The sequence below is a fragment of the Priestia megaterium genome, from assembly GCF_023824195.1.
Taxonomy (GTDB): domain Bacteria; phylum Bacillota; class Bacilli; order Bacillales; family Bacillaceae_H; genus Priestia; species Priestia megaterium_D.
Genome location: NZ_CP085442.1, coordinates 1,400,902 through 1,424,332, shown reverse-complemented (window position 1 = coordinate 1,424,332; position 23,431 = coordinate 1,400,902). Strand labels below are relative to the sequence as shown.

Sequence of the window (23,431 nt, the reverse complement as noted above, 5' to 3'; positions counted from 1 at the left end):
GTAAGCAAAACTTAATTATTGACTACTTTATCTAAAATGTCAACAAAAAGAGCTGAACATAAAAAAGTTCTGCCTGTAAGGACAGAACCTTTTTGTATAAAAGCTGGGTGTATAGAACGCAAACGGAATAAGTGCTATTAAAAAATTAATTACAGCGGAATTTTGAGTCCGTGGACTGAGACAATAAAAAGGCCGCTTCATACTCGGCTTTTGCTTGTTCCAGCTGAGTAAGCGTCTCTCCGCTAACTTCTATTCCCTGCTGCATTAAATGATAGCTGTTTTCCAACGCTTGACGAATCATAGTGAACTGTGTGTTTCTATCCATTTATAAACATCCTCTCTCTGTAGTGCTTACTATAAAAGTGAATACTATCATTCTATACACCAGCTGTTTATTTTATTCTCAAAACCACCATCTCTGGCTTAATAAATGGATTCTTTCATTTAAGAAAATAATCGAACTTATTAAAATATTTTAATTCTCACTTGACATATAGGAATAATATATTTTAAAATTACTTACAGATTCAATCACTCAAAACTACATAATACAGGCTTACCGGTCAACCGATAGCCTCTAATTGCCAGATACACGTACAATCCGTCTGTGCAATTAGAGGCTTTTATTTTTTTAAAAGCCTGCTGAAAGGAGAAAAAATGGCAGAACTGCAGTTACAGCATGTGTATAAAAAATACGGAAAAGATAGTCTTGCAGTTGATAATTTCAACCTTCATATTCAAGACAAAGAATTTATTGTATTTGTAGGACCTTCAGGGTGCGGCAAATCCACTACCCTTCGAATGATCGCCGGCCTTGAATCGATAACAGAAGGAGAATTGCTTATTAATGGAAATCGTGCAAACGATTTACCTTCTAAGGGCCGGGATATTGCAATGGTGTTTCAAAACTACGCACTTTACCCTCATTTAACAGTTTACGACAACATGGCATTTGGCTTGCAGCTCCGCAAAGTCCCAAAACAAGAAATTGATGATCGCGTTCGTGAAGCGGCTCGTATTTTGGACTTAGAACCCTATTTAAAACGCAAGCCAAAAGCGTTATCAGGAGGTCAGCGTCAGCGGGTGGCTTTAGGAAGAGCCATTGTACGGAATGCCCAAATTTTTTTAATGGATGAGCCTTTATCTAATCTTGATGCGAAGCTTCGCGTACAAATGCGTGCTGAAATCAGTAAGCTTCATCAGAGGCTGCAGACGACCATTATTTATGTAACCCACGATCAAACAGAAGCCATGACGATGGCAAGCAGAATCGTAGTTATGAAAGACGGAAAAATTCAGCAAATAGGTTCACCTATGCAAGTGTATAATGCTCCAGAGAATACGTTTGTAGCCAGTTTTATAGGATCACCGGGAATGAACTTTTTCACAGGAAAAGTAGTGAACAACAAACTGCACATCAGTGAACATGAGTTTCAACTGACAGAAAATCAAATGCATTCGTTACATGAAAAAGGCTACAATAATCAATTCATTACTGTAGGAATTCGACCTGAGCATATTACGCGCGCCTCTTCTGATGCTCCTCATATTTCATTACCGGTAGATGTGTCTGAGTTATTAGGAGCAGAGTACATACTATACAGTAGTTTAGGAGACCAGCTCTTTGTGGCTAAAATCCCTGGGGATGAACATATTCAAGTTCATCAGCACTTTCCATTTCATTTTCAAATGAATCATGCTCATTTCTTTGACCAAGCATCTACCAACCGTATCAAAATTGACCAATAACTATCTAAAAAGAATTCTATAAGTGGGGGAACTAAAATGAAAAAATTATTAATTCTGTTAGCAATGCTCACCGTGATCATCGCGGGCTGCGGCAAAAACAGTTCAACAAGCGGCGACAGCAGCGACTCTTCTAAAAAAGTAACCATTAACTTTACGCATTGGCGAGGAGAAGATACGAAAGCCTTTGATTCTATCATTGAGCAATTTGAAAAGAAAAATCCAAATATTCATGTAGAAATGACCGTCTTTCCTTCTGATTCATATCAATCACAAATTCAAGGATCTCTACTATCTGGAGAAGGTATCGATATATTTGCTAGTTTTCCAGGAAGTCAATTTGAAACGATTCGCAAAGCAAATGGTTTTGCAAAGCTAGACGACCAAAACTTACTCAGCAAATTTGACGAAAAGCTAATCCAAGCGGGTAAAGCGAATAATACGCAATATGCTCTTCCTTATCAGCTAGTCTATAACATCCCTGTCTATAACAAAGGCATTTTTGAAAAACTAAACTTAGATGTTCCTAAAGACTGGAATAGCTTTTTAAAAACATCTGAAACATTAAAGAAAAATGGATACACGCCGATTTTATTTTCAGGAGACGTAAGTCCTTCTCAATTTATTAATCCAATGATTATGAATAACGAACCTACAAACAACGCCCTTCACGAAGTAGAAACGGGCAAGCGCAAGCTAACTGATGAATGGTTTATCAAAACACTATCTCAAATTAAAGAATTAAATGACAAAGGTTACTTCCAAAAAGATGCTCTTGGTACGAAAAAAGAAAGTGCTGCAGCACTTTTTGCTCAGGAAAAAGGCGCAATGCTTGCTCAAGGTTCTTATATGATGGCTACAGTCAAACAGCAAAATACGAAGATTGATCAAGGTTTGCTTGCACCGATTACAGTGGATCAAGATAAAGCAAAATACGAAGGTGTTCATACCACGACATTCTTATTAGGTGTTGCTGAAAAATCAAAACACAAAGAAGCTGCTAAGAAATTTTTAACTTTCCTTGCAGATCCAAAGATTTCTTCTGAGTATGCGAATGCTACTGGCCAGTTATTAACGGTCAAAGACGTGAAATATGATTCACCTGAACTCAAAGAAAGCGCAAAGTGGAAAGACAAAAAAACGGTCTTCCAACCTCGATTTACAATTTTAAATGAGCGCGTATCAAAAGCTGTTGAAACATCTATACAGGACGTACTATCCGGTATGTCAGCGAAAAAAGCTGCTGAAAAAGCACAAGGAGAGGTAGAACGTGTCGCTAAAAACTAATACGTCTATTCAAGAAGAAGAAAAGAGAACCCCTTCGTTCTCTTTTCCTCTCTTTTCATTTAAAAGTATCTCTAAAAGCAGACATCTATGGTTGTTTTTACTTCCCGGTTTTGTCATATATACTGTTTTCTTTGCATTGCCAACGCTTTCTGCTTTATTTTTAAGCACAACTGATTGGAATGGATTATCTTCTCAGTTCTCATTTGTAGGGTTTCAAAACTTCAAAGAAATTTTAACAAACGATGCTATTTTTACACAGTCTCTTACAAACAACTTAAAGTTCACAATTGGCGTGCTGATCTTTCAAACGTTATTGAGCTTAGGCTTTGCACTCTTACTTTATAAAAATTCTGCATGGAATACATTTTATCGCTCACTCTTTTTTGTACCGACGATTATTTCGTCCGTGTCGATTGCCTTCACGTGGAACTTTATGTATGACCCCAACATTGGAGGAGTTAACCTATTTTTAAGTAAAATAGGCCTTGAGCATTGGACCCAGTCTTGGATTGGAAATGGACATATCGCAATTTACAGCTTGGCTTTTGTACAATTTTGGGCACATACTGGTCAAATGCTTATTATTTTTGTAGCTGGAATTCAAGCTATTCCCAGTGAGTTATATGAAGCTGCTAGTATTGATGGAGCAACAAGATGGCAAAAATTCAAGCGCATTACGTGGCCTCTTTTAGCTCCAGCTACGACAATGGTTGTAGCTTATACGACCATACAAAGTTTTAAAGCATTTGATTTAATCATTGCAATGACAAATGGAGGTCCCTCCAATTCAACTGAAATTCTTTCGACACTTCTTTATCACGAAGCTTTTATTAATTTTCGTTTCGGCTATGCCTCTGCCATTTCAGTTGTATTTATGATTGTAATTGCTCTTTTAACGTTTCTTCAATTTCGCGTACTTCGCTTGACCAAAATGTAAAAGGAGATTCTTTTATGAAACAAAACCCATTCAGACAACTGATTTTAGGGATATACGGTTTAATCATTCTGTTGCCCTTAAGCTTGGTTTTATTAACAACCTTTAAAACAACGCCTGAACTTTACAGCAACCCAATTGGATTACCAGCAGGCTGGAATATTGAAAATTATAAACAGCTGCTCGTCAATGAACCCATCTTTGGCTATATTAAAAACAGCGTGATTGTTACCGTCTTTAGCACGTTTTTTATTCTATGGTTTTCAAGCATGATTGCTTACGCTATTATTCAGCTACCTCAAAAGCTTGGATGGATTGTATACGGCTTTTTTGTTTGCGGAATGATTGTCCCTACTCAAGTCAATATGATTCCTGTCTTTTTGCTGATGAATAAGCTTGGTCTCATCAATACGCTCACAGGCGTCATTATCGTCTCCATAAGCTTTTTGCTTCCCATCGGTGTGTTTATTATCACGGGGTTTATGAAAACTTTGCCAAAGGAACTATTCGAAGCCGCTCGCATGGACGGAGCGTCAGAGTGGAAAATATATTCAAAAATCGCTCTTCGACTCTCAATACCATCAATGGCTACAGTAGGAATTTTTTCGTTTGTGATTGTGTGGAATGATCTGTTATTCCCTTTGCTATTGTTAAAATCTAAAGAAGTAAAAACGCTGCCTATTGCACTATTGGACTTTCAAGGGGAATTTCTGACTAATTACCCTATGCTGTTTTCAGCAGTCGTTCTTTCTTCTATTCCATTATTGATTGCGTACGTGTTTTTGCAAAAGCATTTCATTTCAGGAATGACATCTGGGGCATTAAAATAGCAGGCAAGAAAATCACGCTTCCCTGCCTGCCCCTTTATTCTATAGGATTATTTTTTAAAGCACGCTGAGATTTCGGTTTCTCTACTACTAGATGTTGGTAAACGTACATTAAAGCAGCTTTCAACAGAAAGATACCTAGCAAATGGTACTCTTTAAATGTGCCTACCCTAAAAGCTTTGCACGACTCATAGCTCGTTGAAAAGGATAAACAAAAAATGCATCTACGATTATATTTAACAACATATACCTTCCAAAATGGCCATATGTGAACTTTTTAATCCATAACGAACCTGCTAAAAATGGACCTAAAAGTAAAGCAGCTTTACCTGTTAGATATCGATAGGGAGGATTAGGAAATATCCACCATTTCTTTTTTTCAGCAATGTAGCTTTCAACCATAATTAAAAAGGAAATAAACATAGTAGATGATAAGTAGTGCTTAATGTGCTGTCGTCCTATAAAAGGGATGGTTAGCCAGGAAAGAAGAGCCATTCCTCCAAAAACCCGTGCTGATCGATTTTTTCTTATTTTATCACCTCTTAGGTTTTAGTATGAGATTTCCCTTTCGTAAATATGTTAGAAATAAGCTAATCATTTCTCGTTTTAAGCCTACTATTGAAAAGAAATGAATACATATATTTCACTGCTACTCGCCCATACTATAAAAAAACATAATGGGGTGAGTATATGCATGAATATTATGACGGACTATATAAATACCTGCTTAATGCTACATTTTGGTTTATTTTATTAATTATCGTGCTCGGTATAGGCATGTTTGGAATGCTAGCTTATCGGGGTTTGAAAAAGAAATAACATACAAAAGCCAAGCTGGTTTTTACACCGCTTGGCTTTTGTATTTATTGATCGTTGCGTGGAGGACGAGGTCCCCAGTATTGATAGTAGTCTGTTTTAATAAATCCGTTAAACAATTTGCGTTTTTTCGTTGCTTTTTTACCGTAGTATTGTTCAAATTGTTCATGAGATGTAAGCATATAAATCGACCACGTATCAAGCTTAGAAAACGCTTCGCCCATTTCAGCGTACATTTTTTCAACAGAAGGACGATCGCTTAAACGTTCGCCGTACGGAGGGTTACCAATAATGATTCCATATTCTTTCGGCGTAGTGAAATCGCGCACCTGCATTTGCTTAAATTGAATTAAATCTCCAAGTCCAGCTTCAAATGCATTTTGCTCCGCTACTTTTACCATACGATGGTCAATATCATGACCAGCAATATCTAGCACTTGGTCGTAGTTCGCTAAGTCTTCTGCCTCTTCACGCGCTTTGTCCCAAATACTTGCTGACATCCACGGCCATTCTTCTGATAAGAAGTCCCGGTTAAATCCTGGTGCAATATTTTGACCGATAAGCGCTGCTTCGATGGCAATTGTACCAGAACCGCAAAAAACATCGACAAACGGACGATTCGCATTCCACGGCGTTAGCATAATTAGAGCCGCTGCCAGCGTTTCTTTTAACGGCGCTTCCCCTTGCCCAACGCGGTAACCGCGCTTATGAAGTCCTGCACCGCTTGCGTCAATTGTTAATGTAGCAACATCTTTTAATAGCGCTACTTCAATTTTAAACGTTGACCCCGTTTCTTCAAGCCAGCCTGTTGTTTTGTTATAATGTTTTTTCATGCTGTCAACAATTGCTTTTTTCACAATGCTTTGACAATCTGATACGCTGAACAATTTAGATTTAACTGATTTTCCCGATACAGGAAACTGTGCATCTACGGGCAAATAATCGCCCCAATTTAATGCTTTTGTTTGTTCAAAAAGCTCATCAAACGTACGAGCTTTGAACTGTCCAACCTGCACTTTAATTCGATCTGCTGTACGAAGCCATAAATTGCAGCGAGCAATTGCGAGCTCGTCTCCTTCAAAGATAACCTTGCCATTATCTACTTCACAGTCATATCCTAAAGCACGCACTTCTTTAGCGACCAGTGCTTCAATTCCCATTGCTGCTGTTGCAATAATTTTATATTTCGCCATTTTTCAACCTCATTTTGTTTCTAATTATCTACACTAAGTGTAAAAGTACCATATACATGCGCCGTAGTCAAAGCTTTCTCCGTCTTTTTATTAAAATGCAAAAACTGCTGGCTTTTGATAGAGCCAGCAGTTTCTTCACCTATGTCGCATATAAATGTGTTTTTAAAAGCTTTTCACTTTAAAATTGCGCAATCGGTTGCTCAACTTGTTTATGAAAGTAAGTATACACGTGTTTCATATGGATGCAGCGTACATTTTTCAAGCGTTTCGTTTTTATCCAACGGATAATTATGAATCAGCACTTCTATGTTTGCAAATGAGCTCTCTGAAGGAAGCTCGAACGTTTGATTATTCGGTGACATATTACAAATAACAACAGCGGTTTTGCCTTTTAACGTTCGCGTATACGCGTAAATAGCAGGATCTTCTTCTGCTAGCAGCTTATAAGATCCATACACGAGCACATCATGTTGTTTTCTAATTTTAATGAGCTGTTTGTAAAAATTCAGTACCGAATTCTTATCACGCTTCTGCTCTTCTACGTTAATATCTACGTAATTTGGATTGACCTTCATCCAAGGGTTTCCAGTAGAAAATCCTGCATTTCTTTCTGTGTTCCACTGCATTGGCGTTCTAGAATTGTCGCGTCCTGTTTCCCAGATAACTTTCATAATCTCTTCATGTGAATCGCCTTTTTCACGCTGAATACGGTAGTAGTTAATCATACCAACATCATCATAATCGTCAATAGAATCGAACTTAACATTGGTCATTCCAAGTTCTTGTCCTTGATAAATAAACGGTGTTCCTTTCATTAAAAAGTATAGTGCAGCTAAGCACTTTGCGCTTTCCACTCGGTAAGCTACGCTGCCGAATTTATTTACAGAACGAATTTGGTCATGATTTTCTAAATATAAAGCGTTCCAGCCGTTGATTTCTTCTAAACCATTTTGCCAATTAGTTAAAATCGTTTTTAACTCGATTAAATCAAGCGGTTTTTCTTCTCCTTTATCCCACAGTCCCATATGCTCGAACTGAAAAATCATATTGAAGTTTCCGCCATCTTCAGCTACCCACTCATCTGCGCTGTCCGATGTTACACCATTTGCCTCTCCAACCGTCATAATATCGTATTTGGCAAACGTATTTTCTTTTAGCTCTTTTAAATGTTCTTGAATTCCCGGTCGATTCATATGCCCTTCAAACGATGGCACATAATCTAGCTTTTCAGGGTTCGGTAGATCTGGGAAGCCGGCCACTTTCTTAATATGCGAAATAGCATCTACACGAAAGCCGTCAATTCCTTTATCTAACCACCAGTTAACCATTTCATAAAGCTCATGACGTACTTTTTCGTTTTCCCAGTTTAAATCGGGCTGCTTTTTAGAAAATACGTGCATGTAATATTCTTTTGTCTTTTCGTCGAACTCCCAAGCTGATCCGCTAAAAATAGATTCCCAGTTGTTTGGCTCTTTTCCATCTTTACCTTCGTGCCAGATATAATAATCACGATATGGATTCTCTTTAGAAGACCTAGATTCTAAAAACCAAGGATGTTCATCTGAAGTATGATTAATAACTAAATCCATAATCAGCTTCATTCCGCGATGGTGAACTTCATCTAGCAGCTCATCAAAGTCTTCCATTGTTCCGAAATCTTTCATAATATCTTTATAATCACTGATATCGTAGCCATTATCGTCGTTAGGAGACTGATAAATCGGGCAAATCCAAATGACATCAATTCCAAGATCAGATAAATAGTCTAATTTTGAAATAACCCCTTGAATGTCACCAATTCCGTCGCCGTTTGAATCCATGAAGCTTCGCGGGTAGATTTGATACGCAACAGCTTCTTTCCACCATTTCTTTTCCATGTGCTCAACCCCTCAAAATAGTGCTTTTACGTAAGCGTTCACCTTTACGCATATCGCTATTTTATAATGAATACATGCAAAAAAATAGGTTTTTCACAAAAAAAATCGTTATTCTCTTTTGAATAACGATTCTCACTGCGCTAATTTGTGTTTAAAGGCGTAGATGACTGCTTGAGTCCGGTCCTGTACATCCAGCTTACTTAATAAATTGCTCACATGTGTTTTTACCGTCTTTAGCGCAATAAATAATTCGTCTGCAATCTCTTGATTTGTTTTACCTTGTGTCATTAGGAGTAAAATTTCCATTTCACGAGCTGTCAGTTCTTCATGAGGTAAAGACGGCTTTCTCATTTTAGACATCATTTTACCGGTTACTTCGGGCTCTAATACAGACTGCCCCTCATATGTACGGCGAATAGCAGCTGCAATTTCTCCTGCTTTAGACGTTTTTAATAAGTAGCTTGTTGCCCCTGCCTCTAGAGCGGGATATACTTTTTCGTCATCTAGAAAGCTAGTGACAATAATCACTTTCGCTTCTGGCCACTGCTTAATAAGTTGTTTTGTTGCTTCAATCCCGTCCATTTCTTCCATGACTAAATCCATTAAAATAATATCCGGGCGCAGCTGAAGCCCTAATTCAACGGCCTGTTGGCCATTTGCTGCTTCAGCAATTACATGAATGTCTGTTTGAGCCGACAAATACGCTCCTACGCCAATACGAACCATTTCATGATCATCTACTAACAGTACATTAATCATTTTGCTTCTCCTCTCTTTCTACTAACGGTACTTTTACTTCTAGCTTTGTTCCTTTGTCGGGCAAACTAATAATTTTTAATAGGCCTCCAATTTCAACTGCGCGTTCATACATATTTTGCAGGCCGTACGATCCGACTTTTTCCTTTTCTACATCAAAACCAACTCCGTTATCAACAATACGTAAAATAATGGAAAAGTCACGTTTAATTAGCAGCACATCTAAAGCTGTTGCATTAGCATGACGCAGCGTATTTGATACGGATTCTTGCAAAATCCGAAACAAGTGGTCTTCAATGCCTTTATCAAGTTCAAATCCTTCTATTTTCCAATTTAATTCAAGCGGTACTTTTTGAGCAAGCTCATTCATCAGTTCTTTCATTCCAGCCTGTAGCGATTTTCCTTTTAATGCTGCAGGGCGAAGATGAAGAAGCAAAGCCCTCATTTCAAGCTGTGATTGATTAATCATTTTTTCAACCATCTTTAATTGCTTAGCTTCAGAATCTTGTAGCGTAAGATTGGATTCCGTAATAGCAGACATAAGCATCGAAGCGGCAAATAGCTGCTGACTAACAGAGTCATGCAGTTCTCTAGCAAGCCGATTTCGTTCCTGAGAAACAATTTCTTGCACTTGCTTTTGCTGATTTTCCACTTTTTCCGTTGCCATCTTTTGAGATTGCTTTGCTTGAAGAATCATTTTATGATCTACTTTGTTTAAACGGCTTATAATTCGAGACGTTTCTTGAATAAGCGGTTCATTTGCCGACATATGCCGGTGGCCATTTTCTATTTCATATAATCGGTTTTCAACATATGTCCACTGCTGTCTCCACATAAACCCCATGATTCCTCCAATCACGCTTCCAATCGTAAGGCTTAAACTGAAGGAAAACAGCACAAAAGGCATGCCAAATACGCTTGTTTTCCATAAGTCGCTAAGGTGAAAAACAGGATATGCAAAAAACACGGTAAGGAGCACGGATACAAATACAAAAAAACTTAAGAAAATCCCCCATAATAACTGCCGTTGAAGAATACTCATATCCTTTGCACCTCTAAATCTCCAATCACAACAGTTGTAACAATCTTCACCCTATGAGCAGATTGATCAAATTCCTCTGTTTTGATAGACAAATTTTCATTGAACGAAAAGCCGCGCTGATGTCCAAAAACCGTTACGTTTCCTGCCAGTTTAGAATGATTCACAGATACTTCCGTTTCGTAAGGAATGAGCACTTTAATATTTCCAAACACTTGACGAATAAAAATAACCGCATCTCCTTTTGGCAGAACGGTATTGCTTAAATCAACCACAATGTCTCCCCATACGCTTTGAATATTAATATCATCCCATTCGTATACGGAGTCTTCGGTTCTTTGACTACCAAGAAGTTTATTCGTCAAAACCGGCCGGACCTGCACCAAACTTTGGTTTGGCTGCTGTGTAAATTCGTCAGTTGGTCTGAATTCAACCGGATGCTTTCTTGATTGAATAAATCTAAGTAAAAAATACAGAAAAAGAGCAATAACTAAAAACTTAAATGCAACCGTATTAAATATATTCAACACAAGCCCAATAACGCCAATCCAAAATAAAATGCGCCCTAGTTTTCTTCTCATTTTTTTTCGCCCAATATACATGAACGCACCGGCAATTAATACAGAAAAGATCAAGCCGCTGTGAAAAAACATAATTTCAATAAACAGGACAAATAAACTGCAAATAAAAATGAACATAAGAGATTCTGTTTTGTTTACGCTTTGCACAGCTCTCTCTCCTTTCTCCTCGTAGATGACATAGCGTTCTGTGGATGCTGCAGATATCTATTCTCTCACCTTAAAAAGACGCAGAAACCTACGCCTTTTTTAGAATACCATGTTTTATGCAGAAACACTGATTTTTTACGATGATTTTACTCTTTTTTCTAATTCAGCAATCTTGCTGTCTACCGTTTGTCTATAGTAATTTGTATTAATTTGATTTTCAAGCTGGTCAATATAGGTTTCCATTTCGTCAAACTGGCTGTAGGACGTATAAGATGCTTCTGTTTTCATTACTGAATTCATACGATGATGCGCACGAGCAATATTTTCGCGCCCCATTAGTTCCATACGGCGAATATGCATATCTTTTACCTTATGCTTCATTTCTTCATACTTTTGTTCAAGCTCTTCTAACTGCTTGGATGCATCTTCATAAGATTCTTTTACACGCTTTGCTCTCTCTTCGTAGTGAGCATGTTCTTTTAAAATAAATTCATGTAATTCTGCTTCTTCAGCTGCTTGTGCTACTTGTGCTTGCTCATGACGTTTTTTCATCATGTCAAGAGCCAGATGGTATTCGCGATTAAACTGTTCTTTTAACGTGTGCTGTCGCTCAACAAGCTGCCTTACCTTTTCGGCCTCCTGCTCGCATTGGCGCAAATAGTGGTTTAATGCAGCAATTGGATTTTTTTGTTCTTTGTGATCAAGTAATTGGTGAAGATCTGCAGAAATCGTTTCTTTCATTCGAGTAAATAAGTTTCTCATTTTGTTCATCTCCTTAGATATTGACGTGAAATTTTATTATTTTTGATTCAAGTCAGCCCACTGACGTTCAAAGTGCTTAAACGGATCTTCTTTTTCCGTTTGTATTGGGCTGCTGCTGTTCCACTTTTTATATACAATGTAAAGTACTGCTGCTGCGATGATACCAGCAAGGGCCGGGAGGTTTGAAACAGTTGTTAAGAGTACGACAACACCAATAAACCCCCAGAGCCATTTTTTAAAGGGGGTCTCTGCTTTAACAAACCCTTTAAATGCTACGTACAAAATAACCAAGCCAAGCGCAAGTCCTACCATCGGGCCGGCATTTGCAAGAAGAACGATAGCAGCTACCGCTCCAATTAAAAACAAACCAACTTTTTTCATTTTGTTTCCTCCTTTCGCTTCTCTATATACTTAGTTTAAGGATTATAACGTTTTTTCAAAACGAGCTAGAGCTTTATTTTCTCCTAAGACCTGAGGCTGATAACAGACTCAGTCTGATTGTATAAAAAAAGAGATTGAGACATAATTAAATAGATCCCATCTAAAGACAAACAAATGGAATAAATGAGCTAGTAGGGATTACTCGTTACGCCGCAGTTGATTTCCGTATAAGGCTTCGCTTTCCGCGGGCGGCCGATGGACCTCCTCGTCGCTTGCGCTTTTCCCTCAGGAGTTTTCGCCTTGCCCTCCAATCAACTGCTAGAAGCAACTAAACACGTTAAATCTACGTTCACGACAAAAAACCGAACTATCAATCAATAATTTTGATTAACAGTCCGGTTTATTACTTCAACTAAAATACTTTTGTCTCAGCCTCTTTTTAACATAAAAAAAGCTCTTCCGTTATACGAAGAGCTGGGTTGGATTAAAATATAGTGTATAACAACAAGTGTCGATTGCTTTTCAATAACGTTCTGTAAGCCATGTTTTGTACCATTGTACTGCAAGCGGCTAGCTACCTCGTACTCCGGTGGCAATTATCTATCTACAAAATGTAACCATTTTGTCCTTCCTTCCGTTCAGTTCCTTCCAGAAAGTTCCCCTACCATTATTTGGGTTTCTCGCTCGAGGGGTTTACCTCGTTCCACTCTTACCATTTCTGATAAGACTTCGTCACTGTGGCACTTTCAGAGTAGTCAAGCCATATCTTAGAAAGACTTAGGCTTTTTCCCCGCCGTTAGCTTTTAACAGCTACCCTAGCTTATGACTTCGCTAGGCACGAACACTACAGACATCGCAGTCTGTGCGAGCATGGACTTTCCTCTACATCCTCATATGTGATGCAGCAATTACCCGAACGTTATTGATAACGACTTTCCTTAGTATAATAAAAATAGGAGTTGAATGCAACTCCTATTTTTAGGTTATTCGTATAATTTACTTCCAAACACATGTTTTTCTAAGTTCGACAAACGTTTTAAAATATCAAAGTTTGTCGTACCCGCTTGCTGCTGCTGTTGAGCAGGGGGCGGAGTAAACGAAGGTTGTTGCGGCTTTTTAGATAACTCTTCTACTTGCTTTTTTAAGCGTAAATTTTCAGTTTGTAATGCTTCAATTTCTTCATGAAATGCTTCATAATCTTTAATAACAGAATCTAGATACTTATCTACTTCTTCTTGATTATAGCCTCTCATGCCTGTTTTGAATTCTTTTTCTAAAATTTCCTTGGCCGTTAAACGAATTTTATCAGCTAACATCTCTATCACCTCAAATACGATAAACCTTATCTTTATTATAATTCATTTTTTCAAAAATAGCTTCAAATGTCAATTTATCTTTTAAAATGTTTCGTCAAATGGCGTTAAAAAGACGAAAATTTTTCTTCATCCACGATATCTTGTAAGTCGTGAGACGTAATCATTATAATAGGGTATTCTTCTCGTTCAGCACGTTTTTTAGCCGTTTCTAACATATATTTTGGACTTCCTTCGTGCTCTTCGTCGTAAACTAAACAAATACCTTCACTTTTTTCTACTAAAAATTGATTTTTCAGCCGAAACTGTGCCGGACTTTCATATTTCTTTTTTGTGATGCTATCTACATAATCTGCTTGACTTAAGACGAATTCATACAATTCTTTATTCACATCATTCCATTTTTCTTCCTGCTCTAAAAACGGTGTTAAAACAGCTAACTGAAGCTCTGGATAATCAAGCTGCAGATCAAATACCACTTCCGCTGCCCAAATCTCTACTCCTAGCTGGCCACTGATCAATACCCATTCTAACCCATCTTCTACTAATTCCTGTATTTTTTTATAGAGCGCTTTTTTTATGTATGTAATTCCTTGATGTTTTTCGTTAAAAATTCCAAGTTCGAATGGCTTGTAACCAGTAACTGTTAGCACCTTCATTGTATAACTCCTTTATAACAAAATAGAATAGGAACTGATGTAATCAGCTCCCATTAACGTACATTATCTAAAATACCCTGAATTAGGTCCTTGATGCGCGCCTTTTGTATGACAGCTTCCTTGGCCGCAACCTTTGTGTCCCGGATAGCTAGCACCTGCTACTTGACCTGGGTAGCCTCCTTGACCTGGATAACCAGCTCCACCTACTTGACCTGGGTAGCCTCCTTGACCTGGATAGCTAGCACCTGCTACTTGACCTGGGTAACCTCCTTGACCTGGGTAACCAGCACCTGCTACTTGACCTGGGTAGCCTCCCATTTGACCTGGATAGCCTGCCCCACCTACTTGAGTTGGATACTGCTGCGCGCCGCCAAAAAACTGTTGATTTGAAGTTTCATTTACAACAGATTGCGTTTGCGGGAAGTAATGCACGTGCTTCACATTTGTATGATTCACCAATGTATTATGGCTTGGATGAATGTGAGGTACAACTACCTCCTGAGAAGTAAACTGCGTGCAACATTTTGTTGGATGCACAATTGGTGGCATACATTTTGTTGGTCTTGGATACATATCCTTTTTCCCCTTTCACTGTTTAGTTATTACACTATTACAATATGTGAAGGGTAATGTACATGTACTAAGACAAACACCTATTTTTGGCCTACATAAAGGAGTTATACGAATTTTTCAAACTGCTTAAGACAATTACTGTTAAACAAATTAATGCGAAAAATGATACTAAAATCACATTTTTCATGAGGCCTCTCTCCATCTCACCAAAGTTCTGTTTTTAAGCTGTAAGAATCAGTCTTACATTGACTAATTTTATCAATGACTGAAAAATAGAACAATATAAAACATCTACAAAAACAAAATAATAATAATTCTGAATATTTTAAAATAAATCAGCTAAAGTCTATGCTTTAGCTGATTTATTTTTTAGTCTAAAAAGTCTTTTTTCGAGCGCTTCTTCCGACGTTGTTTTAGCCATTCCTCTGAGTTGACTCCATTTCTTCAAAGCTAGCTCGGTATATAGAAGAGCTTTATGAACATCTTTGAGACGATGTTCATAGATTTTAGCTAGCTCAACTAATGCTTCTATAGAGACGTCACCTTCAGATGTGTGAACCAAGGGTTCAAACATCTCCACTGCCTGTTTCCAACTCTTCTCTTTTTTATAATGATAAGCCATAGCTAGCTGAGCTTTTTCATGCTCTTCTTTTTCTTTTTCTGCTACGCCTTGATAAAGAGAGAAAGCGTGCTTGCTCTCTCCTAACTGCTCATACCACCTTGCTACTTCGTATGTTTCTTTTTCTGTAAACTCCTCACTAGTAAGGAGATGCTTTGATAAATGAATATATAGCGTAATAAGTGATAAAATATCATGTTCGTTATGTTTCATAATATCGAATAAGCCTCTAGGGTTTTTCGTTTCAATAAAGTCGAAATAAATCATGGGAGCTAAGAAGCCTGGAATATCATCAACTCGTTCGATTCCAAGTATTTCTTTTTCTACATTGGCGAGCTTAACCGAATTCATTTTGTGTTTCCACAGTCTTCTTGAAGCATGCAATAAATCAAAGTGGCCAAACTTAGGCAGCTTGGGCAAATGATCTCTCAATAGTGTATGACGAGTCTTCACATGAGGCCAATCAAAAGATTTCCCGTTATATGTCACAAGCGTCGTATAGTCTACTTCTTTTAAAAAACTTTCGTAAAATGCTACTTCTCCACTCGGCTCGGTTAATATATGCTGACGAAAAATCACGGAATCTTTTAGCACCCTTGCATATCCCAGCAAAAAGATAGTCGTCCCTGTGCCTGTACTGAGTCCCGTCGTTTCCGTATCAAAGAAAAATAAATCTGAATATGTGTGTCCTTTTGCTGAAAGCGGATGAGCAACTGTAGACCGATTCCATACTTCTACTATTTTTTTCAGCTCATTAAACTCATAATGTCCATGCTTATAGTCAAGCGGGTAAATGACTTCTCTGATCATACAGTAGCTGTCTTCGGCAAAGTAAGGGACAGCATCATTTCCCTTCCACTCCTGCTCATAGGGAATAGACGCGCTCGTAGTTCGCTGTCGGTTATTTTCGACCGGCGGCTTTGCTTCTGTAACATGAAGATGCTTTTTCATACGGTTTAATTTATTTTTAAAAGACACGATTTCACCTACTTTGCAGTTGTTGTAGCAGCACGAGCGCATCGCTTTTTGCGTGTTCTCCTTGAGCTTCCATACCAATACAAGACGGACAGCCGCTTTCGCAAGAACAATTTCCAATCAGCTGATTGGTTTGACTTAGCACATCATTCATTTGTTCATATACTTTGTCGCTTAGCCCAATACCTCCCGGGTATCGATCATATAAGAAGATAGTAGGCTGTTCGTTGTGAATCGCTTTTATTTGAGGCACTACATGTAAATCAGACGGGTCACACATCACCATAAGTGGGGCAATCGACTGAATGGCATTTGCCACAGAAATGAGAGCTTGTTCCAATCGTTCTTCAGATTCGTGAAACTGTTCTTTGACAAAGCTTAGCCACACGGCATTTGTGTGAAGCTCTTCTTCCGGAAGTGAAATAGGGCCTGACCCTATGTTTTCATGCGTCTCAAACTTTATTTTTTTAAATATCGTAGCCATAGCGCTGACCATTACATCCCCATAACCGATTGAGTAGGTTCCTTCCAATCGCTCTTTATCAGCTTCTAGAACCTTCAAGTTAACCGCCAAATTTGCATCAGTAAAATAATCTACATCGACTTCACGGACATACGCTTTTTTCTCATCCCAGTCCAAGTATTCTACTTGATACTGAATGCCTTGATGCAAATAAATTGCCTCATCATGAAGAAGGGTCATGGCGCTAAAACGATCCATTTCTCCAATTACTTTCACATTTGCCACGTCCGACTGATCGATGATGACGACATTTTCTTGAGACGCAGAGCGCAGACTGATGTTATGAGCTGGGAACGAATCATTCATCCAGTACCATTTGTCTCTGCTAAAATGAATCACTCGCTCTTCTTGCAAAAACTCTAGCACGTCTTCAATTTCTACCCCATCAAATGTTTCTCCCTGCTTAAACGGCAGCTCATAGGAAGCACATTTTAAATGATCGACTAAAATAACAAGATTATCAGGATTAATTCGAGCTGTTTCTGGATTTCGGCTAAAAAAGTAATCCGGATGCTGAATCATGTACTGATCAAGCGGACTCGAACTTGCAACCATCACAATGACGGCTTCTCCGTGACGGCGTCCTGCTCGTCCTGCTTGCTGCCAAGCGCTTGCAACCGTGCCCGGATAACCTGTCATCACACACACTTGCAGCTGACCAATATCCACTCCTAGTTCTAAGGCGTTTGTACTGACTACTCCGTAAATACTCCCCTCTCGAAGTCCTTTCTCTATTTCGCGTCGCTGCTTCGGCAAATATCCTCCGCGATATCCTTGAATAGACTTATTCTGAAGCTGGTTTTTCACAAGCTCCTGCAGATACGTTAAAATAATTTCCACCCGTACGCGGCTTCGTGCAAATACAATCGTTTGAATTTTATTTTTCAAAAACTCTCCTGCAATATTGCGTACTTCAAGCGTAGCACTTCTTCTAATGTTTAGCGGTTTATTAACGATAGGCGGGTTATAAAAAATAAAATGCTTGCGGCCGCTAGGAGCTCCGTTGTTGTCCACTAGCGTCACGTGCGCTCCCGTTAAATGTTCAGCGAGTTCTTTTGGATTCGCGATGGTCGCTGATGTACAAATAAAGACAGGATTACTTCCATAATAGCGGCAAATTCGCTTTAACCGGCGTATAACGTTGGCTACGTGGCTGCCAAAAACACCGCGGTACGTATGAAGTTCATCAATCACAATGTACTTCAGGTTTTCAAACAGCGATACCCATTTTGTATGATGAGGTAAAATAGCTGAATGAAGCATATCCGGATTGGTAATAACGATATGACCTGCTTTTCTCACCTTTTGACGGATATTTGCGGGAGTATCTCCATCATACGTATAGCTATTAATTGGCACTTCCATTTCTTCAATGATTTCATTTAATTCACTTTTTTGATCTTGAGCAAGCGCTTTTGTTGGAAACAAATAAAGAGCTCTAGCCTGATCGTTCTCCATAATACTTTGCAGTACTGGCAGGTTGTAGCACAGCGTTTTCCCGGATGCTGTTGGCGTAACGGCCACAACATTCTTCTTAGCTGTCGCCAAATCAAACGCCGTCTTTTGATGCGTATAGAGCGAACCAACTCCTCGTTTTTCCAATGCTTCTCGCAGTTTCGTATGCAAAGAAGCTGGAAATGGAGCAGTTTTAGCTTCTTTCTCTTGGATTGTATGCCAATGAACAATATTTTGCTGATACGACGGATTGGTCTGCAAAACATCCATTACTTCTTGTAAATTTTTTCGTATTCTCATTTTCATCACCTGCTTCTATTTTAACGAATGAACGTTCGATAGAAAACCATAAGTTTTTGTATGTTTTTAGTCGATTCGGACATGGTATTAATACAGTAAATTTTTCAAGGAGATGTTAAAAATGGGAAGCCCTTATCTTTGCCCTAGCTGCAAGACAAATCGAACGCGTTTTAATATTATTGAACAAAATGCAAAACCTGTAAAAATGGATCCAAGAAGCGGAGACGTCGTAGAAGAATATACAAACGATACACTCGATGCATTTCACGCTGCTTATAATGGACCGCAAAAACGCATTCAGTGCGGAGCTTGCGGATTAGTAGAAGATGAAACCATGTTTGTGCGACATGCTGAATCGAATAAGCTTCAATAAAAAAGGTGAGGCTCTTTGGCCTCACCTTTAATTATATGACTATTAATGCCTTTCCTTTTTCTTGATCGAAAAGCAGACATTTTCATCTAAAAAATTCATGTCTTTTCTTATACAAACATGCTAAAATACCTAAAAAAAGATATGGAGATGATGGTCATGTCATTTCTTCTTTCGCTTTTACCTTTCTCATTTCTGAAGAAACCTCATTTTCCTTCAGGGAGAGAAGTTAATGAAGATAAACTGTTCGATAAAACGAATGTAAAAATGCTTCAACAGAGAGTTAAGCTAGTTTCACTTGCTCTTGTCATTTCCTACCCAATTTATCTTTATATCGGGTTTTCTTTACTTCAACATGCAGGAACACCTCAGTTTAGACATACACTAATTGGTATTCATTTCACTAGTTTTGCTCTCTCTTCTCTTTATTTATTTTTCTATTATTTTAGTAAAAGAAAAGAGCGGTTTGCTAGCTACTTAAACACCATTGTATATGGCTATATATTTTATTACGTATTTGCTGCAGCACTTTCTACTATTAACAGTCAGCTTTTCACAGGTCGCATAGACGTGTATATGATGCTTTTGATTTCCACGGCTGTTTTATGCCCTATGAAAGTAAAACAGCTGTGCATCATTTTTATTCCTAACCATCTTTTTTTACTATACGGCTTATCACGATATGTACCGGATTCTTTTTCCCTTATTTCAAAACAGATCAATACAACTGCAGCAGTTGCTATCGCTTTACTTATTTCATACATTCTTTATACATACCGTCATAAAGAATATATGAATCATTTACAGCTAAAAGAAAGCGAACGTAATTTTTCTACGTTGTTCAAAATTAATCCCTATCCTTTACTATTAACGAGATTATCCGACCACAAAGTGCTGCTCATTAACAATAAAGCTATTCATTTTTACAATCTTGCTTCTCAAGATCTTGATCAAATAGACGGATTTATAATCTATCCTACCAATGAAGATCGAGAGGAGATTTTAAAACGTCTTCAACAAGAGAAATATGTAAAAAACTACATCTTAGAAGCACGTGAACATGGAGATTCTAAGTGGGTTATGATCAATTATGAATTACTAGAGTATCAAAGCGAAAGCTGCATACTCGCAGGTATTACCGATATAACCGATTTAAAAGCGGTTGAGCATGAATTGAGCTTGCACGCTTCAACTGATATGCTAACGGGAATTTTAAATCGAAGAAGCGGAATGGAAAAACTGCAGCTGGAACTGCTGAGAGCTAAAACCAATGATACATCTTTTCTATTATGTTTTATCGATATTAATTCTTTAAAACTAGTAAATGATCAATACGGTCATAGAGAAGGCGACTGGCTTATTAAAACAATAGCAGAATCAATTAGTGGTTATATTAGCAAGGATGATACGCTCTTTCGCTACGGAGGTGATGAGTTTTTATTAATTGCTCCTGAACAAACGGAAGAATACGTACAAGAGCTGTGGCAAAATATTAATGAACAGCTAGAAGATAAAAAGAAAGAATTTGATAAGTCATATGCACTGTCTGCGAGTTACGGATTTATTATATGTGCGCCTTCAGACGACACCAACCTAGATACATTAATTCAAAAAGCAGATGCTGCCATGTATAAGCAAAAACATACGCGCGTTTCTTCCACCTTTAAGTAAATCATCGAAGTCCTTGCGCCGTCGCATCAAGTAGATTCGCTAAATAGAATGATCAAGGAATAAATCCGTGCATGAATTACGCATGCACTTTCTTTCTTTGCAAAGAAAAACTATAATAGATGATGCAAGTATTTTACTGATATATGGAAAGGACGTACATATGTTTACAATTAAAGAATATACAGCTGAACAATTGCAGGATCCATTTGGTCTCCTTCTAGGTGAACGCTATGAATTTCATTTATACATTGAGGTAGAAGAAGATGATGAATTATATACCGGCAACGACCTAGCACTACGCGTAGTATATATTAAAGGCGAAGACAGCACTTCTATTGCCCAAACTCATTTCTACGAAGTTTCAACAAATAAAGTATTAGACTTCGACCTTGAAGAAGAGGAAGAAGCAGCTGTAAAAGAGTTTTGCGGGAAGCATTTGCCTTCAGAGGAAGGTACAAATAACGAGGAATAATTAAAAGAGGCTGGGGCAAAAGTATTTTAGTTGAAGGAAAATCCGAACGATGAATCGAGATTCTTGGTGGAGAATCAAACTCGTTCGGATTTTTTCATTGGTAGAGTGAACGTAGGTTTTATGTATGTATCTGCTTCTAGCTGTTGATTGGAGGGCAAGGCGAAGACTCCTGCGGGAAAAGCGGAATAGGTGAGACCCCGCAGGAGCGTAAGCGACGAGGAGGCTCACCGGCCGCCCGCGGAAAGCGAAGTCTTGCACGGAAATCAACAGCTCTTGTGTAACAAGCGATCCCTACTAGCTCATTTATCTCATTTGTTCGTCTGTAGATTGAATTGATTTAGTTATGTCCCATCCTCATTTTTGATTTCGTTTTTCCATTAGTTTTTTAACTACTTCTTTTGGCTCCCAGCATGTAAACCGATAGGAAGGACGGGTTTCATAGCCTAGTCTTTTGCATTGATACTTCATTCCCTTATCCAATTTAATGCTTTGAAAATGTTGACATGTGGCACAGCAATGAAATGAACTCATGCCTTCCCCTCTTCCCTATTTTAATCTATTTTCTTAATCATACAACTAAAACAAATTTGCACAAAAAAAGCTGCCTATCGGCAGCTTTCATATGTAGCGTTGAATTATAATTTTACAACATTCTCCGCTTGAGGTCCACGTTGGCCTTCAACGATTTCAAATTCAACTTTTTGGCCTTCTTCTAATGTTTTGAAGCCTTCAGATTGGATAGCTGAAAAATGAACAAATACGTCATTTTCGCCTGGTACTTCGATAAAACCGAAGCCTTTTTCACTGTTAAACCATTTTACTGTACCTGTAGTAGCCATGTAAAAAAACCTCCAAAAAATGTAAAAATTTTAATATGTTACTCTATATTTACATTTATACCGTAAATAAAAAATTCACATATTATAAAAGAGACCTACGCGAAGTAGATCTCCTTTATAACAAGTGAATTTTCACTAAATCTAATTCGAGTGTATGGTCAAACGTAGTATTAATTACATTTATTAAATTTGGTTGCGTTTACATTGTACTACACCTATATGTAGAATGCAAATATTTGGTCATTGTTAATGTATGTCCCATCCGTTTTGCAAGATATCTATCTCCTTACGTCAGCTTGTTATCAATATGGGCATCGATAATTTCTTTTCGTTTATTTTGCAGGGTCTCAAATAATAGCTTAGCTTCTTCTGAAGTTAATGCAAACGTTGTTGTTTCTTCATGGTTTTCTTCTTTTGTATGAAGCACAAATACGCTTTGTTGGATTCCACTCATACATATTCCTCCTTTTCCGATAGTATAGGCTTTTTTATATTTTTCATGTATGCTTCACACGTTTTCAACAAATTATAAGAAAGGTTAAAACTTATAAGGAGTGATACTACAATGAAGAAATCGTTTTTGTTTGTTGTGGGCTGTATGACGACTCTTTCTTTATTCGGCTGCAGCACAGCAGATCAAGGTAAAGATGGCGTCATTGATGATGATACAGTCCGCAACGTCACATATGAAAATGGGAACAATAAAACGAAAATGAATGACGTAAACGATACGCAAGACGTACAGCGTAACGAAAAAGAACAGTATAATCAGTCCAGTGGAATGAGAGTAGCCGATGTAGCAGCTGATCGTATCGTAGCGTTAAAAAACGTAAAAGATGCTAATGTAATCGTAACCGATCATACAGCTTATGTAGCAGCTGTATTAGACGATAACAAAGAAGGTAATCTCACAAAAGATATGGAGCATAAGATTGCACATGAAGTGAGAAAAGCCGACGGCAGTGTTCATCGAGTGTTTGTATCAACAAACCCTGATTTTGTAAACCGTATGAACGGATATGTAGACAAGCTTCAAACGGGCAAACCAGTTTCTGGACTGTTTAACGAGTTTTCAGAAGTTGTTCGACGCGTATTCCCGAATTCACGCTAATATACATGAATGTAAAAAGAGCATTTTTTAAAATGCTCTTTTTATTTTACCTATTGCATAAAATATTGCATAAAAAATACACCGATAAATTTCTGAATATTTTTATTTTACTTTATTTTGAAAACGATTTCATTTCTTTTGTATAAAGGTTTGGGGGATTTTAGACTTAGAAAATTTACGATTTTACGGGTTGATAGTATAGGAA

27 protein-coding genes and 1 other RNA gene are annotated in these 23,431 nt (G+C 38.0%); 10 read left to right on the top strand and 18 right to left on the bottom strand.

What is annotated here, in order from left to right; all coding sequences use genetic code 11:
- Nucleotides 1-145: 145 nt before the first annotated feature.
- The gene (locus LIS78_RS07305) at nt 146-325 is read right to left on the bottom strand and encodes a hypothetical protein (RefSeq protein ID WP_013056154.1); all 180 of its coding nucleotides are present in this window, start codon (nt 323-325) and stop codon (nt 146-148) included.
- Nucleotides 326-657: 332 nt separating this feature from the next.
- On the opposite strand from LIS78_RS07305, the gene LIS78_RS07300 reads away from it, so the two are divergent.
- The 4 genes from LIS78_RS07300 to LIS78_RS07285 are packed head-to-tail and all read left to right on the top strand — an operon-like array spanning nt 658 to nt 4,797.
- On the top strand, nt 658-1,749 hold the full coding sequence (locus LIS78_RS07300; RefSeq protein ID WP_252284886.1) for an ABC transporter ATP-binding protein: 1,092 nt from the start codon (nt 658-660) through the stop codon (nt 1,747-1,749).
- Between the two features lie 36 nt (nt 1,750-1,785).
- The gene (locus LIS78_RS07295) at nt 1,786-3,033 is read left to right on the top strand and encodes an ABC transporter substrate-binding protein (protein WP_195780741.1); all 1,248 of its coding nucleotides are present in this window, start codon (nt 1,786-1,788) and stop codon (nt 3,031-3,033) included.
- Entirely contained in the window at nt 3,017-3,970 is a 954-nt protein-coding gene (locus tag LIS78_RS07290) for a carbohydrate ABC transporter permease (protein WP_013056151.1), read from the top strand. The genes LIS78_RS07295 and LIS78_RS07290 overlap by 17 nt, the downstream gene beginning before the upstream one ends.
- A gap of 14 nt (nt 3,971-3,984) precedes the next feature.
- Nucleotides 3,985-4,797, top strand: a complete 813-nt coding sequence (locus LIS78_RS07285) for a carbohydrate ABC transporter permease (protein WP_209151261.1) — start codon at nt 3,985-3,987, stop codon at nt 4,795-4,797.
- A 162-nt stretch (nt 4,798-4,959) separates the two neighbouring features.
- Here LIS78_RS07285 and LIS78_RS07280 read toward each other — a convergent pair whose 3' ends face one another.
- Nucleotides 4,960-5,289 carry a hypothetical protein gene (locus LIS78_RS07280; protein WP_252284885.1) on the bottom strand — a complete coding sequence of 110 codons (330 nt, stop codon included), beginning with the start codon at nt 5,287-5,289 and terminating at the stop codon, nt 4,960-4,962.
- 195 nt (nt 5,290-5,484) lie between these two features.
- Here LIS78_RS07280 and LIS78_RS31305 point away from each other — a divergent pair, with 195 nt between their 5' ends.
- Nucleotides 5,485-5,613, top strand: a complete 129-nt coding sequence (locus LIS78_RS31305; protein ID WP_286676951.1) for a hypothetical protein — start codon at nt 5,485-5,487, stop codon at nt 5,611-5,613.
- A gap of 44 nt (nt 5,614-5,657) precedes the next feature.
- On the opposite strand, the gene LIS78_RS07275 is transcribed toward LIS78_RS31305, so the two are convergent.
- From LIS78_RS07275 to LIS78_RS07210, 13 genes are all read right to left on the bottom strand, one after another.
- Nucleotides 5,658-6,803 (bottom strand): THUMP domain-containing class I SAM-dependent RNA methyltransferase, encoded by a 1,146-nt coding sequence (locus LIS78_RS07275; RefSeq protein ID WP_013056147.1) that lies wholly within the window; start codon nt 6,801-6,803, stop codon nt 5,658-5,660.
- Between the two features lie 209 nt (nt 6,804-7,012).
- Nucleotides 7,013-8,680, bottom strand: coding sequence for a glycoside hydrolase family 13 protein (locus LIS78_RS07270; RefSeq protein WP_209151260.1), 1,668 nt, complete (start codon nt 8,678-8,680; stop codon nt 7,013-7,015).
- A 132-nt stretch (nt 8,681-8,812) separates the two neighbouring features.
- Nucleotides 8,813-9,439, bottom strand: a complete 627-nt coding sequence (locus LIS78_RS07265) for a response regulator (protein ID WP_057238537.1) — start codon at nt 9,437-9,439, stop codon at nt 8,813-8,815.
- A complete protein-coding gene (locus LIS78_RS07260) occupies nt 9,432-10,478 on the bottom strand; it encodes a sensor histidine kinase (protein WP_209151259.1) in 1,047 nt (348 codons plus the stop codon). Before LIS78_RS07260 ends, LIS78_RS07265 begins: the two co-directional genes overlap by 8 nt.
- On the bottom strand, nt 10,475-11,203 hold the full coding sequence (liaF, locus tag LIS78_RS07255; RefSeq protein ID WP_013082358.1) for a cell wall-active antibiotics response protein LiaF: 729 nt from the start codon (nt 11,201-11,203) through the stop codon (nt 10,475-10,477). The genes LIS78_RS07260 and liaF overlap by 4 nt, the downstream gene beginning before the upstream one ends.
- A 135-nt stretch (nt 11,204-11,338) precedes the next feature.
- A complete protein-coding gene (locus LIS78_RS07250; RefSeq protein ID WP_195780745.1) occupies nt 11,339-11,965 on the bottom strand; it encodes a PspA/IM30 family protein in 627 nt (208 codons plus the stop codon).
- A gap of 36 nt (nt 11,966-12,001) precedes the next feature.
- Nucleotides 12,002-12,346, bottom strand: coding sequence for a lmo0954 family membrane protein (locus tag LIS78_RS07245; protein WP_209151258.1), 345 nt, complete (start codon nt 12,344-12,346; stop codon nt 12,002-12,004).
- A gap of 531 nt (nt 12,347-12,877) precedes the next feature.
- An RNA gene (rnpB, locus tag LIS78_RS07240) (RNase P RNA component class B) lies at nt 12,878-13,266 on the bottom strand.
- Between the two features lie 63 nt (nt 13,267-13,329).
- A complete protein-coding gene (gene gpsB, locus LIS78_RS07235; protein ID WP_013056140.1) occupies nt 13,330-13,662 on the bottom strand; it encodes a cell division regulator GpsB in 333 nt (110 codons plus the stop codon).
- 104 nt (nt 13,663-13,766) lie between these two features.
- Nucleotides 13,767-14,318, bottom strand: a complete 552-nt coding sequence (locus LIS78_RS07230) for an SLOG family protein (RefSeq protein ID WP_252284884.1) — start codon at nt 14,316-14,318, stop codon at nt 13,767-13,769.
- 63 nt (nt 14,319-14,381) lie between these two features.
- Nucleotides 14,382-14,891 (bottom strand): spore coat protein, encoded by a 510-nt coding sequence (locus LIS78_RS31300; RefSeq protein WP_034653393.1) that lies wholly within the window; start codon nt 14,889-14,891, stop codon nt 14,382-14,384.
- A 346-nt stretch (nt 14,892-15,237) separates the two neighbouring features.
- Nucleotides 15,238-16,488, bottom strand: coding sequence for a ribonuclease H-like domain-containing protein (locus LIS78_RS07215; RefSeq protein ID WP_209151256.1), 1,251 nt, complete (start codon nt 16,486-16,488; stop codon nt 15,238-15,240).
- 4 nt (nt 16,489-16,492) lie between these two features.
- Nucleotides 16,493-18,763, bottom strand: a complete 2,271-nt coding sequence (locus tag LIS78_RS07210; RefSeq protein ID WP_286676950.1) for a DEAD/DEAH box helicase — start codon at nt 18,761-18,763, stop codon at nt 16,493-16,495.
- A 121-nt stretch (nt 18,764-18,884) separates the two neighbouring features.
- Here LIS78_RS07210 and LIS78_RS07205 point away from each other — a divergent pair, with 121 nt between their 5' ends.
- From LIS78_RS07205 to LIS78_RS07190, 4 genes are all read left to right on the top strand, one after another.
- Nucleotides 18,885-19,136, top strand: a complete 252-nt coding sequence (locus tag LIS78_RS07205) for a hypothetical protein (protein WP_013056134.1) — start codon at nt 18,885-18,887, stop codon at nt 19,134-19,136.
- Nucleotides 19,137-19,292: 156 nt separating this feature from the next.
- A complete protein-coding gene (locus LIS78_RS07200) occupies nt 19,293-20,804 on the top strand; it encodes a sensor domain-containing diguanylate cyclase (protein ID WP_252284882.1) in 1,512 nt (503 codons plus the stop codon).
- 160 nt (nt 20,805-20,964) lie between these two features.
- Nucleotides 20,965-21,276: a DUF6509 family protein gene (locus tag LIS78_RS07195; protein WP_209151253.1), complete on the top strand. Its 312-nt coding sequence runs from the start codon at nt 20,965-20,967 to the stop codon at nt 21,274-21,276.
- Nucleotides 21,277-21,419: 143 nt separating this feature from the next.
- The gene (locus LIS78_RS07190; protein WP_209151252.1) at nt 21,420-21,557 is read left to right on the top strand and encodes a hypothetical protein; all 138 of its coding nucleotides are present in this window, start codon (nt 21,420-21,422) and stop codon (nt 21,555-21,557) included.
- A 73-nt stretch (nt 21,558-21,630) separates the two neighbouring features.
- Here the strand turns inward: LIS78_RS07190 and LIS78_RS07185 are convergent, their stop codons facing one another.
- The 3 genes from LIS78_RS07185 to LIS78_RS07175 form a co-directional block, all read right to left on the bottom strand.
- Nucleotides 21,631-21,807, bottom strand: a complete 177-nt coding sequence (locus LIS78_RS07185) for a hypothetical protein (RefSeq protein WP_192885547.1) — start codon at nt 21,805-21,807, stop codon at nt 21,631-21,633.
- Between the two features lie 104 nt (nt 21,808-21,911).
- On the bottom strand, nt 21,912-22,115 hold the full coding sequence (locus tag LIS78_RS07180; RefSeq protein ID WP_013056130.1) for a cold-shock protein: 204 nt from the start codon (nt 22,113-22,115) through the stop codon (nt 21,912-21,914).
- Nucleotides 22,116-22,401: 286 nt separating this feature from the next.
- Complete coding sequence (locus LIS78_RS07175; RefSeq protein ID WP_252284881.1) at nt 22,402-22,569, bottom strand: hypothetical protein; 168 nt, start codon at nt 22,567-22,569, stop codon at nt 22,402-22,404.
- Between the two features lie 111 nt (nt 22,570-22,680).
- On the opposite strand from LIS78_RS07175, the gene LIS78_RS07170 reads away from it, so the two are divergent.
- The gene (locus LIS78_RS07170) at nt 22,681-23,226 is read left to right on the top strand and encodes a YhcN/YlaJ family sporulation lipoprotein (RefSeq protein ID WP_209151251.1); all 546 of its coding nucleotides are present in this window, start codon (nt 22,681-22,683) and stop codon (nt 23,224-23,226) included.
- The last annotated feature ends 205 nt before the right edge of the window (nt 23,227-23,431 follow it).